Origin of the sequence: Streptomyces mesophilus (assembly GCF_040300965.1) — a bacterium.
Lineage (GTDB): Bacteria > Actinomycetota > Actinomycetes > Streptomycetales > Streptomycetaceae > Streptomyces > Streptomyces mesophilus_A.
The window spans coordinates 17513-28865 of the sequence record NZ_JBEPEW010000109.1 but is presented as its reverse complement, the minus strand read 5'-3'; the positions used below and the strand labels follow the sequence as shown (position 1 = coordinate 28865).

Genomic DNA, 11353 nt, shown 5'->3' with positions numbered 1-11353 from the left:
GGTGGGACTCAGTTCGTGGCGAACGACGGGTCCAACAAAGACAACATGTACGGCTACAGCGCCGACGACCTCAAAAACGCCAAAGTCCCGTGGGGTACTCCGGAGGAGGAGTCGCATCACTGGTATGAGGTCGGGCACTGGGTGAAGTCGTTCGTCTGGGACGGCCTGATCGTCGACGGGATCTGGGGCACCATCAAAGGCCTCGGCACCCTGGTCGGCTTCCAGGGACTCGATGCGATGGGGCAGGCCTGGAAGGGCCTCGCACAACTCGCGACCGGCCTGCTGATCATGTCGGTGCCCGTCGTCGGGGCGGCGTACATGATGGCGCCGGACGACAAACTCCCCTCCTGGCTGCGTGATTCGCGTACCGCGGTGAAGGAGACCGGCAAGGCCCTGGTCGCCTGGGACGAGTGGGGCAAGAACCCCGCCCGCGCCGCCGGAGCCGTGACGTTCAACGTGGTCACCACCGTGTTCACCGGCGGCGCAGGCGCCGGAGTCGCCGGCGCGGGCAAGGCCGGCGCGGTCGCGAAAACCCTTGGTGCCCTGTCGAAGGCGGGCAAGGCCATCGATCCGATGACCTACATCACCAAGGCCGGCGGCGCCGGACTGACCAAACTCGGCGATGTGATGGCCGGGCTGAAGGGCGTCGGCACCATCGACATCCCACCCCTGCCCGCGAACGCTTTCGAGTTGCCGGAAGGAGCGGTCAAGCTCCCCGACGGCACCTTCGACATCCCCGCCGGGGCGACGATCCCCGAAGGTGCGGTCAAGCTCTCCGACGGGAACTTCAAGCTGCCCGAGGGCACGGTCACCGTCCCCCAGGGCACGGTGAAACTGCCCACCGAGGCAGGCATCCCGGCCCAGTACATGGACCCCAAGGGCAACATTCTCGACGGCCAGGGCACCGTCATCCAGCACGCCGACGACGCCCCCAAGCCGCTCGACTCCAACGCCAACCCGGCCGAACTGCCCCGTATCGAAACGCCGGTTCGCGAACCCGCCCTCGTCGGCGCCGTGCCCGACACCGCCGACAACGCGGCCGGGGCAGGGACACATTCAGCCGACGGTGCCGCGGACGACGCCGCCCGCACCACGGACGACGGTGCCGATCAGACTCCCGCAGAGCCCGGGGACGGTTCCGCGGACGCCGCGACGACTGCTGACGACAGCCTGCCTCCGAAGAGTCCGGGTGACGACGAACCACTGATCATCCGGCAGGACAACGACTTCAGCGCCACCCACAACGAGTTCGGTCTGCGCAAGTCCCGCTTCGATCCGGACCAGGGCATCGTCCCCGCGAATCCGGAAGGGGCCATCACGCCCCTCGAGCACGTCCTCGGCGGCTCCAACCCGGTCGCCAAGCAGAACAGCCAGTTCACCTCCTTCGCCCCGAAGGACGGCACGGGCAAGATCTACGGCGAGCAGGAAGTCAGCATCGACTACCGACGGCTCGAGGCGGACATCGCCTCCGGCAAGGTGCGCGATGTCCAGGTCCTGCGCCCGGAACAGATCCAGCGGTCCATCGGGGACGAGATCAACAAGGTGGCCGGCAAGGAGGTCGCGGTGCCCGCGACGCTCAAGGGATCGGACACCGACGCGGTCACCGCGTTCGTCAAGGATCTCGGCCTCAGCAAGGGAAAGACGGACAAGGTGTACAGGCGCGTAATGGCCCTCCTCAACACCCGGCGTGACGGAGAATGGCTGATCAGCGGCGTCGTACCCAAGGAGTACGTGCAGGGCCCGTACCCGACGACGCGACAGCCGTAGGCCGCCCGTGCAGCACGAGAGCAGGAGCATGTATGTCCGACAAGGCTGAATCGTGGGAGCCCGGCCCTGAGTTGGCGGCCTTGCTGTACACCGACTTCGACGGGATGGCCGCGGACCCCGATGACGTCATCAGCGAGGGCCTCGACGGCGGTTATGCCGAACGCTCATCGGCGCTCGCTGCGATTCTGCAGGATCCCGGGGCGGATGCCGTCGGAAGGTTCCTCGCCTGTCTGGCGCTGACCCGGTGGGCGGATCCGGTCGGATACGCGACGGTGACCGACGCCGCCTCGTCGCCTGGGTCAGTGCCGTGGAAGGGCGCCTCGTACGACCGGTTCCGCGGTGTGGACGACACCTTCGGCCTGCTCGCCGAGGCGGTCGGCGACAGTGCGGACATGGTCGAGGAACGCGGTACGGCGGACGGCCGGCTCGCCGCGGCGCGCGCGCTTCTGTCCTCGGCGGACCGTGTGCAACTCGATCGCAAGGTCAGCGCACTTCTGCGGGCCGACCTGGTGACGGCGTGCCTGCCGGAGATCCGCTCCGCCGTGGAGCGCGCGATCGGCGCCCTTGAGGCCGACCGCGCGGTCTCCTTCGACCTGGGGCTCCAGGTCGCCCTCATGGTGCAGGCGGCAAGGCGGTCCGATCCGGGATGGGCGGACCGGGCAGCAGCCCGCCTGACCGCGACCGAGCCCGGTGAGCGCGCCTTGCGGGAGCTCGCGGATTGAACGCGCGGGGACGCTGTTCCCGTCCCAGTCGACGGCACACAGTCGTGAGCAGAGGGGCGCCGTGATCGCGAGCAGCGCTGTGGCCCGCTGGACGTGGGGCCGGGACGAGGAGACCCCCGACCTCGTGGAGGCATGTCTGCGTGCCGTGACGGCCGCGTACCGCGTGCTCGCCGAACATCGGCTCGCGGTCGGAACGCCACGGGCACACGTGACCCTTCGCAAGGCGGGTGCCTCCAACTCCCTTCTCCACGAGGGTGATACGCCGATCGTCGGCTCGGTCGACCACAGGGCGCTCGCCGCCGGCATCGAGGAATCTCGCATGGCCGGGGAGGCGGGGTCGGTGCATGCCTCCGTCGGTCTGTCGGGCACGGTGGTGGGAGTGCGAGGGCAGGAGCAGGTCCAGGACGGGTTGTTCCGCCTCGGCAGTTCCGCGTATGCCGGCTATGTCACCACGGACCTCGTCACGTATGGGGACTTCTGGCTGCCGTACGACCTGAAGGGCCGCGCCCAGGCCGGCGTCCACGCGGCGAACGCACCCCGCCTCACGGCCGCACTCGCCGCACTCGCCGACGCCTTGGGTGCGGAGACGGATCCGGACGATCCGACCTGGTTCGCCAAGCCCTCCGAGACCGGCATCGACAACTACTTCGACCCCGGCGGCAGCGCGTCGGACGTCTGGGACAGCTTCGAGGTCCTGTACGGCAGCGGACGGGTGAGTTCGACGCGCCGGCCGCTGCCGAAGAGAGACGGGTAACCGTGCCGTGGGCTCCGAACGCCTACCCGGTCGATGCCACCGCTGCGGACAGACTGCGGGAGTGGCTGGGCAGCGGCCGTCGAGGTGGGCTCGATGCCATCGGACTCGATCTGAGCGGAGCCGACCTGTCCGGTGGGGACTTCTCCGAGTCGTGGTTCTCGAACGCGACGTTGCACGGTGCCCGGTGCGCCGGAGCGGACTTCTACCGTACGGATGCCGAAGGCGCCGACTTCTCCGGGGCCGATCTGGCCGGTGCCACGTTCGTACGGGCCAACCTCGACGAGGCCGTTCTGCACTGCGCGAAGCTGGACGGGACGGACCTCGTCAAGGCATCCCTCTACGGCGTCGACGCGTCGAGAGCGAGTTTCCGCGGCGCCACGATGGGGGGCGCATCCCTGATCGACGTGGATCTGCGCGGCGCCGACCTCACCGATGCCACCGTCGAGGAGAACTCCTTCAAGGCACGGCTGGACCAGAACACCGTGGTGCGGGGAATGCGAGGATCCGTCTTCGGGCCGGTGGAACTGGTCGAGGGCACAAGGAGCCGCACTCTTGGAGGAGTGGAACTCGAAGAGTGGTTCCGCGAGCGAGGCGGCGACGTCAGGGTCATCCGCCGCTGAGGCGCGAGTGCTGTGATCGCCGCCGTTACGCTCAGGCCATGGAACAGGGTCAGGCGCGGCGAGGCGGCCGTCCTCACTCCACGGGCGGACGGGTGGACGGGCAGGGCACCACGTGAGCCGGTTCGTGGAGTTGCTCGGGACGTCTTTCGACGGGGAGACCGGTGCGGACTTCGAGGACGTTCTCTACGACGGACTCGACGATCCGAGGCACCGGGCCAGGGTGCCTCGTCTGGTCGCGCTGCTGGGTTCGGGGACGGAGCGGGAGCGGCTGCTCGCCTGTGTCGCGCTGACCACGTGGGCCGAGCCTGCCGGGTACGAGGCGGTGATCGCAGCTGCCGCCACCCCTGAGCAGGCGCCCTGGTACGGGGCGCTGATCGACCGGAAGTTCTCCGTGGACAGCACGTTCGCGCAGCTGGCGCTCGCGGTGTCGGACAGTGATGTGCTGGCTGGCGAGAAGGGCACAGCGGGACAACGGGTCGCAGCATTCCGGGCGTTGGTGCGGATCGCCGACCGGGAGTACTTCGACGAGAAGCTGGCCGATCAGCTGGATGCCGAGGCGGTGCGTGCCCTTGTCCCGGACATCGAGGCCGCTGTCCGCCGTGGCCTGCCGCGCATCGCCGAGGCCCCCTTCGACCTGGCCACTCAACTCGTCGACCTGGCCGCCGCGGTGGCAACCGTCGACGGACCGCTCGCGGTACGTCTGGCGCGCGATGTCCTTGCCGAGGAAGCGTCCGGGCGCACCCTGCGGCACGCCGCCGCCGTGGTCCAGCGCTCGCAGTGCCCTGAAGCCCGGTCCTTCGGCGAGCACCTCAAGAACGCCGGAGGTGCCGGGTGGCCCAGCCGTCCGGAAACGCAACATGAAGATCGCTGACTTCTACGAGGAGCTCTGGGCCCCTTCGTACGGGCCCCCACGCGGCAGCATCCGCGACCACCTCTCCCCCGGGCCGTACGAGGACGAGCAGCAGGTTCTGCGGTATCTCCGTGCCGGGCACCTGCTGTTCAGCGCCATGGGTTCGTCCCAGGACGTGCTCGGCAGCGGACGGAGCGTGCTCGGCGGGGACTCCGTGTACAGCGACGGGGAGTGGATGTGGCGCGGCGATCTCTGGTTCTACGTGCGGACGCATCACCTGACACTGCCCGATGAGTTCCTGCGGGAGATCCGGGAGGCGGGGTACTTCATGACGCCCGAGGACACCGATCGGCTCGCTGCGCTGTCCGCGTACGTCGCCGATCGGTGGTGACAGACCTCAGGACCCCGTCAGTCCTCGACGTCCTGCGGGTACCAGCGCAGTTCGACTGTGTTGCCGTCCGGGTCCTCGATGTAGATGGACTGGGCCGAGCCGCGGGCGCCGAAGCGCGGGACCGGGCCTTCGAGGACCTTGAAGGTGCCCGAGTCGATGACTTGCTGCCAGTCCAGCGGCTCCACGGTCAGGCAGATGTGGTCGATGTTGGACTCGCCGCGCGGCTTCGCGAAGAGGTCGATGATGGTCGATGCGTCGATACGGACCGACGGGAAGGGGACCTTGCCCTCGCGCCACTCCTCGACGCGGACCGGCTCCAGGCCGAGCGGGCCCGTGTAGAAGGCCAGCGAGCGTTCGACATCCGTCACGTTCAGGACCAGGTGGTCGAAAGCCTTCACGCGCAGTGTGGTCATGGGGTCCCCCTCCAAGTGGCTTGCTCTTGCGCGTATATGAGAACACGGACGTATGACAACGGCCGCTCCCGGATCACGGGAGCGGCCGTCGTCGAGCGGAGGCTGCGGCGGATCAGACGGCCTCGACCGTGACCTCGATGTTGCCGCGGGTGGCCTTGGAGTACGGGCAGACCTGGTGGGCCTTGTCCAGGAGCTCCTGGGCCTTGGCGATGTCGACCGTGGGGATGGTGGCCTTGATGGCGACGATGATGCCGAAGCCCTCGTCGTTCTGGCCGATGCCGACCTGGGCGGTCACGCGCGAGCCGGTGATGTCGGCCTTCTCGTTGCGGGCGACGACGCCGAGCGCACCCTGGAAGCAGGCCGCGTAACCGGCGGCGAAGAGCTCCTCGGGGTTGGTGCCGGCGCCGGAGCCGCCCATCTCCTTGGGCGGGTTCACGACGACGTCGAGGTTGCCGGACTCGGCGGCGACGCGGCCGTCACGGCCGTTCTCGGCGGTGGCGACGGCGGTGTACTTGACGTCCGACTGCTGGATAGCCATGAAAGAGCGTTTCCTCCTGTTGTGTGCCCGCCGGGCTCGCGCCCACGACCCTGACAGGCTCTCTGGGCAGAGATTACTTGACCGGGTTGACGATCATCTTTCCGGTGTTGTCACCGCGCAGGACGCCCAGGAACGCGTCCACACCGTTCTCGATGCCCTCGACGAAGGTCTCGCGGTACTTGAGCTCTCCGGAGGCGATCCAGCCGGCCGTCTCCTGGATGAACTGCGGCGCCATGTCCTGGTGGTCCATGACGAGCATGCCCTGCATGCGCAGGCGCTTGCCGATCAGCATCGCGAGGTTGCGCGGGGCGGCCGGCGGCTCGGTGGCGTTGTACTGCGAGATCAGTCCGCAGACCGTGATCCGGCCGTGCACGTTGAGGCGGCTGATGGCCGCTTCGAGGTGGTCGCCGCCGACATTGTCGAAGTAGACGTCGATGCCGTCGGGGGCGGCGGCCTTGAGCTGCTCGGCCACGGAGCCGTTCTTGTAGTTGAAGGCCGCGTCGAAGCCGTACTCCTCGACGAGCAGCTTCACCTTGTCGTCCGAGCCCGCGGAGCCGATCACGCGCGAGGCGCCCTTGAGGCGGGCGATCTGGCCGACCTGGCTGCCGACCGCGCCGGCCGCGCCGGAGACGAAGACCGCGTCGCCCTCCTTGAAGGAGGCGACCTCGAGGAGGCCGGAGTAGGCGGTCAGGCCGGTCATGCCGAGTACGCCGAGGTACGTGGAGAGGGGGGCCACGTCCGGGTCGACCTTCTTGGCGTGCTTGGCGGGCACGTCCGCGTAGTCACGCCAGCCGAGCCCGTGCAGCACGTGGTCGCCCTCGGCGAAGCCCTCCGCGTTCGAGGCGACGACCACGCCCACCGCGCCGCCGTCCATCGGCTGGTCCAGCTGGAAGGGCGGGGTGTACGACTTCACGTCGTTCATGCGGCCGCGCATGTACGGGTCCACGGAGAAGTGCAGGTTCTTCACCAGGATCCGGCCCTCGGCGGGGGCGTCGAGCGGGGTCTCGCGCAGCGCGAAGTCCTCGGTCTTGGGCCAGCCGTGCGGGCGGGCGACGAGGTGCCAGGCGCGGGATACGGCGGGAAGAGTGGACATGTGCGGCGGCCCTCCAGACGGTCCGGGCTGTGGTCGCGCCCGGTCGGCTTATTACTTCAGGTACTGAAACAACCATGCGGCTGGATATTTCATGTTGTCAAGTAAATGGGTACCCTGGTGAGCATGGCCACCACCCGAGTACCCCGTGTCGACCCGCTCACCATCGAGGTCGTCGAGCTGATCGGCACCGTGGTGGCGCGCTACCACGAGGAGTACGAGCGGGCGGCGGGCGCGCACTCGCTGACCGGCGCCCAGGCGCGGGTCCTGGCCCTGCTCACGCTCGAACCGCTGCCGATGCGGAAGATCGCGGTCCGGCTGAAGTGCGAGCCGTCCAATGTCACCGGCATCATCGACCGCCTGGAGGCCCGGAGCCTGGTGGAGCGGCGCCCGGACCCGCAGGACCGGCGGGTGAAGCTCGCGGCCGTCACCGACGAGGGCCGGCGCACGGCCCGCGAGCTGCGCGACGGTCTGGCCTTCGCCCGCGAACCGCTGGCCGAGCTCTCGCACGAGGAGCGGGTGGTGCTGCGGGATCTGCTGGCCCGGATGCTGGGCTGAGATCGCGTACGCATGACTGTCGGTGCCCCCTTCTAGAGTGGCCCGCATGTCGATACCCGCCCCTGATCTGCCCGTACACGCCCTGGCCCACCGCCCGTTGACGCCCGAGGCCGTCGCCGAGCTGCTCGCCCTGCCGGCCGCGACGGAGCTGCGCGAGGACGAGGACGCGACCGATGCCGAGCTGGCCCGGCGCGGCTGGACCACGGACGACGCCGTTTTCGACGGGTACATGCGGACCGGGCACGGGCATGCGTACTGCTGCGACAGCCCTTACGAACCCTTCGGTGACCCTGAGGGGCTCCACCTCCTGGCCTTCGGCGAGCTCTATCCCGTCGATCCGGAGGATGAGGAGATGACCAACGGCCCCTGGCTGTTCGGGGAGATGGACGACTGGGAAGCGCAGCCCGGCTGGAGGGGGCTGCGCCCTGCCACCGCCGCGGACTGCGAGGCCGTGCTCGCCCAGGCGGCGCAGGCCGTGACCGAGGAGCTGGGCCGGGCGCCCGAACGCACCGTGGTCAGCGACGCCACCGTGGTCACCGGACCCGCGATGACCCACCGGATCTGGCGCACCGCCACCCACGCCCTGGTCCTCGGTCCGCACGCGGACAACGGGCCGTACGGCTATCTCACGCATCTCCAGCTGTCGCTCACCCCGCTGGACTGCGGGCCCGAACTGCCGCCCGCCGAGGACGAGAAGGCGCTGGCGCGGTGGATCACCGCGCACGTCGACTGGTGACCTGCCGCCGCCGAAGGCTCACGCGCACCGGAAGCTGAAGGCTCACGCGCACCAGTAGCTGAAGGCTCACGTGCACCAGAAGAGGAAGCGTTCGCAGTCCTTCGAGGGGGTCGGCCGGGGCTTCGGCTTCGCTGTGCGGGTCGGGCGGGGCGCGCTCGTGGCAGGCGGATCGTCGTCGGACGGCGCCGGATCGAGGGTCGAGGAGCCGCCGTCCGGGCTCCGGACGGGAGCGGACGAGGATGGCGAGGCGCTCGGTTCGGCCTGCTGACGGGTGGGCTGCGCGGTCGCCGTGGGTCCCTCGCTCGGACTGCCGGTCCCTGCGAAGGAGGAGGACGTGGACGGGTCCGGTTCGGAACGGTCCGGGGACGACGACGGGGCCGCCACGTTCTCCGAGGGGTGCTCCGTGCCCAGTTCCGCGAGGCTCAGACCGCCCGCCGCGAGCGCCAGACCGGCCGTTATCAGGACCACCTTGTGCCGCTTGCGGCGGTGCGCGCGCTGGGACGCGCGCGAGCGCGGGGCGCGTGAGCCGCGGTGGGAGCGGGTGCCGGACGGCTGCTCGTCGGGACGGTCCGACTCCGGAGCCGCCTCGGCGGCAGCGACCTCCTCGGCGTACCGGCGCACGGCGTCGACGGGGGTTCCGCAGCCGGGGCAGGCCAGGGCGCCGTTGAGGTGGCGGCGGCAGGGGTGGCAGTAGTCCATGGTGTGGGGAGGCTAGGCCCACCTGCGGTAACGGCAGATGCAGGCGCTGTGAAAGTTCTGTGGCAAACAGTGAGTCCTGTGGCGTGAGGTGACGGATGAGGCGACACGGAGCCCGATGAGACCGTCGCGGATTCCCCGTAAGGGATGAAGCGATCAGGCGGTACGGGCCAGGGGTGCGCCCTGTTTGCGGTACTGGCCGGGGGCGACCCCGTACTCCCGCTTGAAGGCCTTGGCGAAGGCGAACTCCGAGGTGTAGCCGGCCTGTTGGGCCAGAATGCGCAGCGGGGCGTCGCCCGTGCGCAGGGCGCGGCCCGCGAGCGTCATGCGCCACCAGGTCAGATACGTGAGCGGCGGCTGGCCGACGAGCGTGGTGAAGCGGCGCGCGAACGCGGCCCGGGACAGTCCGGCGCGTGCGCCGAGCTCCTCCACCGTCCAGGGCCTGGCGGGGTCGTCGTGCAGGGCGCGCAGGGCGGCCACCACCGCCGGGTCGCTCAGCGCACCGGCCCAGCCCGCGGGGCAGTCGGGCCGGTCGGTCAGCCACCAGGTGCGCAGCAGATAGAGCAGCAGCGAGTCCAGGAGCGCGGGGACGATGGCGTCGGATCCGGGCTGGGGGTCGGCCAGTTCGGCACCGAGGAGGCCGACGGCCGAGCGCAGCCGGTCGTGCGTGCCGACGCGCGCGGGCAGGTGGATGTACGGCGGCAGCGCGGAAAGAAGGGGATGCGCGCGGCGGCGGTCGAGTTGGTAGGCGCCGCACATCATCAGGGTGTCGCCGGGCTGTACGGGGCCGTCCGGGCGAGGTGGTGCGATCCAGCTGCCGTCGGGGTTGAACTGCGCGTCTTCCAGGCGTGTTTCGGGGTGGTCGGCGAGTCCGTGACCGTTGCCGTGGGCCATGAAGACGATGTCGCCGGGGCCGAGCGCGACCGGTGCGCCGGAGCCCGCGGGCGGGAGCAGCCAGGCGGAGCCCTGGAGGACGACATGGAAGCCCGCTCCGTCGGAGGAAGGGAAGCGGACGCCCCAGGGTCCCCGCTCGACGCTGCGGGAGGAGTGCGGCCGGCCGATCCGCATGGCGGCGATGGCATCGCTCAATACATCCACGGGGCAAGACGATAGGACATAACGGGGAGCCCGGCAGACATGGATCGTCTCTTCCCTGCTCCGTAGCGTCGTCGGCATGACAACTGACACACAGCACAGGGGCATGTCCGCCGGCGTGACCCGGGCGGTCGTCTTCGACTCCCTCGGCGGTCCCGAGGTCCTGAAGGTCGAGGAGGTGCCGCTGCCCTCCCCGGGCGCGGGCGAGATCCAGGTCCGTATCGAGGCGGTCGGGCTCAACAGGGCCGAGGCGCTGTTCCGTTCGGGCGGCTACTACTACCGGGCGACACTGCCGGGTTCGCGGCTCGGCTACGAGGCGGCGGGCGTGGTCGAGGCCGTGGGCGAGGGGGTCACGGCGTTCGCACCCGGGGATCAGGTGCTCGCCACCGCCGGGTTCGACTTCGGCACGCACGGGGTGCATGCCGAACGGGTCGTCCACCCGGCCGAGTTCTGGGTACGGAGCCCTGAGGGCGTGGACGCGCGGACCGCCGCGGCGGCCTGGCTGACGTACACCACCGCGTACGGCGCCCTGCACGAGACCGCGCGCATGGCCCCCGGTGACCATGTACTGATCACCGGTGCCTCAAGTGGCGTGGGGACAGCGGCGATTCAGGTGGTACAGCGTGCCGGCGCGATCCCGGTCGTCGCCACGCGCGGCGAGGGCAAACGGGAGCGGCTCCTGGAGCTGGGCGCGGAACACGTGATCGTGACGGACACGGAGGACCTCGTGAAGGAGGTCCACCGGATCACCGGGGGCAAGGGCGCAGACCTGGCCTTCGACGCGATCGGCGGCCCCGGCTTCACGACGGTGGGCGACGCGCTGCGGCCCGGCGGCACGGTGGTGCTCTACGGGTGGCTGGACCCGGGTCCGATCCGCCTCTCCTTCAACTGGCCGCTCACCGTGCACACGTACAACAACGGCGTCCTCATCGACGATGAGGCCTTCCGTGACCGCGCCCGCGCCTATCTGGCCTCGGGTCTCGCGTCGGGCGCCCTGGCGCCGGTGATCGCGGAGACCTTCGACGGGCTCGACCGGATCCAGGAGGCGCACCGGCTGATGGAGTCCTCCGCGCACACCGGGAAGATCGTGGTGAGGGTGGCTTGAGCCCCACCCTCACCCGCC

13 protein-coding genes and 1 pseudogene are annotated in these 11353 nt (G+C 70.0%); 9 read left to right on the top strand and 5 right to left on the bottom strand.

Features of this window, described 5'->3' with window-relative positions; all coding sequences use genetic code 11:
• The 6 genes and pseudogenes from ABT367_RS29905 to ABT367_RS29880 all read left to right on the top strand — a co-directional run.
• Positions 1–1767: pseudogene (locus ABT367_RS29905) on the top strand (hypothetical protein); the annotation flags it as partial.
• A 32-nt stretch (positions 1768–1799) separates the two neighbouring features.
• On the top strand, positions 1800–2489 hold the full coding sequence (locus ABT367_RS29900) for a hypothetical protein (protein WP_352256386.1): 690 nt from the start codon (positions 1800–1802) through the stop codon (positions 2487–2489).
• 61 nt (positions 2490–2550) lie between these two features.
• Complete coding sequence (locus ABT367_RS29895) at positions 2551–3243, top strand: hypothetical protein (protein WP_352256385.1); 693 nt, start codon at positions 2551–2553, stop codon at positions 3241–3243.
• 2 nt (positions 3244–3245) lie between these two features.
• A complete protein-coding gene (locus ABT367_RS29890) occupies positions 3246–3863 on the top strand; it encodes a pentapeptide repeat-containing protein (RefSeq protein WP_352256384.1) in 618 nt (205 codons plus the stop codon).
• A 112-nt stretch (positions 3864–3975) separates the two neighbouring features.
• Positions 3976–4734 carry a hypothetical protein gene (locus tag ABT367_RS29885; protein WP_352256383.1) on the top strand — a complete coding sequence of 253 codons (759 nt, stop codon included), beginning with the start codon at positions 3976–3978 and terminating at the stop codon, positions 4732–4734.
• The gene (locus ABT367_RS29880; protein WP_352256382.1) at positions 4721–5104 is read left to right on the top strand and encodes a hypothetical protein; all 384 of its coding nucleotides are present in this window, start codon (positions 4721–4723) and stop codon (positions 5102–5104) included. Before ABT367_RS29885 ends, ABT367_RS29880 begins: the two co-directional genes overlap by 14 nt.
• 17 nt (positions 5105–5121) lie before the next feature.
• Here the strand turns inward: ABT367_RS29880 and ABT367_RS29875 are convergent, their stop codons facing one another.
• The 3 genes from ABT367_RS29875 to ABT367_RS29865 all read right to left on the bottom strand — a co-directional run bounded on the left by ABT367_RS29875 (position 5122) and on the right by ABT367_RS29865 (position 7148).
• Complete coding sequence (locus tag ABT367_RS29875; protein WP_352256381.1) at positions 5122–5517, bottom strand: VOC family protein; 396 nt, start codon at positions 5515–5517, stop codon at positions 5122–5124.
• Between the two features lie 112 nt (positions 5518–5629).
• Positions 5630–6055, bottom strand: a complete 426-nt coding sequence (locus ABT367_RS29870; RefSeq protein WP_352256380.1) for an organic hydroperoxide resistance protein — start codon at positions 6053–6055, stop codon at positions 5630–5632.
• Between the two features lie 73 nt (positions 6056–6128).
• Positions 6129–7148: an NADP-dependent oxidoreductase gene (locus ABT367_RS29865; RefSeq protein WP_352256379.1), complete on the bottom strand. Its 1020-nt coding sequence runs from the start codon at positions 7146–7148 to the stop codon at positions 6129–6131.
• A 123-nt stretch (positions 7149–7271) separates the two neighbouring features.
• Between ABT367_RS29865 and ABT367_RS29860 the strand changes: the two genes are divergently transcribed.
• Both ABT367_RS29860 and ABT367_RS29855 read left to right on the top strand, forming a co-directional pair.
• On the top strand, positions 7272–7703 hold the full coding sequence (locus ABT367_RS29860; protein WP_352256378.1) for a MarR family winged helix-turn-helix transcriptional regulator: 432 nt from the start codon (positions 7272–7274) through the stop codon (positions 7701–7703).
• Between the two features lie 46 nt (positions 7704–7749).
• A complete protein-coding gene (locus ABT367_RS29855) occupies positions 7750–8439 on the top strand; it encodes a hypothetical protein (protein WP_352256377.1) in 690 nt (229 codons plus the stop codon).
• Positions 8440–8505: 66 nt separating this feature from the next.
• Here the strand turns inward: ABT367_RS29855 and ABT367_RS29850 are convergent, their stop codons facing one another.
• Together ABT367_RS29850 and ABT367_RS29845 are read right to left on the bottom strand one after the other, a co-directional pair.
• Positions 8506–9138 carry an SCO2400 family protein gene (locus ABT367_RS29850; RefSeq protein ID WP_352256376.1) on the bottom strand — a complete coding sequence of 211 codons (633 nt, stop codon included), beginning with the start codon at positions 9136–9138 and terminating at the stop codon, positions 8506–8508.
• A gap of 153 nt (positions 9139–9291) precedes the next feature.
• A complete protein-coding gene (locus ABT367_RS29845) occupies positions 9292–10233 on the bottom strand; it encodes an AraC family transcriptional regulator (protein WP_352256375.1) in 942 nt (313 codons plus the stop codon).
• A 76-nt stretch (positions 10234–10309) separates the two neighbouring features.
• On the opposite strand from ABT367_RS29845, the gene ABT367_RS29840 reads away from it, so the two are divergent.
• Complete coding sequence (locus ABT367_RS29840) at positions 10310–11335, top strand: zinc-dependent alcohol dehydrogenase family protein (RefSeq protein WP_352256374.1); 1026 nt, start codon at positions 10310–10312, stop codon at positions 11333–11335.
• The last annotated feature ends 18 nt before the right edge of the window (positions 11336–11353 follow it).

What these genes read in the sequence shown, in the direction of transcription:
- ABT367_RS29880 (WP_352256382.1), top strand. Translation starts at nt 4,721, where the DNA reads ATGAAGATCGCTGACTTCTACGAGGAGCTCTGGGCCCCTTCGTACGGG.
- ABT367_RS29875 (WP_352256381.1), bottom strand. Translation starts at nt 5,517, where the DNA reads ATGACCACACTGCGCGTGAAGGCTTTCGACCACCTGGTCCTGAACGTG.
- ABT367_RS29850 (WP_352256376.1), bottom strand. Translation starts at nt 9,138, where the DNA reads ATGGACTACTGCCACCCCTGCCGCCGCCACCTCAACGGCGCCCTGGCC.
- ABT367_RS29900 (WP_352256386.1), top strand. Translation starts at nt 1,800, where the DNA reads ATGTCCGACAAGGCTGAATCGTGGGAGCCCGGCCCTGAGTTGGCGGCC.
- ABT367_RS29870 (WP_352256380.1), bottom strand. Translation starts at nt 6,055, where the DNA reads ATGGCTATCCAGCAGTCGGACGTCAAGTACACCGCCGTCGCCACCGCC.
- ABT367_RS29840 (WP_352256374.1), top strand. Translation starts at nt 10,310, where the DNA reads ATGACAACTGACACACAGCACAGGGGCATGTCCGCCGGCGTGACCCGG.
- ABT367_RS29865 (WP_352256379.1), bottom strand. Translation starts at nt 7,148, where the DNA reads ATGTCCACTCTTCCCGCCGTATCCCGCGCCTGGCACCTCGTCGCCCGC.
- ABT367_RS29855 (WP_352256377.1), top strand. Translation starts at nt 7,750, where the DNA reads ATGTCGATACCCGCCCCTGATCTGCCCGTACACGCCCTGGCCCACCGC.
- ABT367_RS29860 (WP_352256378.1), top strand. Translation starts at nt 7,272, where the DNA reads ATGGCCACCACCCGAGTACCCCGTGTCGACCCGCTCACCATCGAGGTC.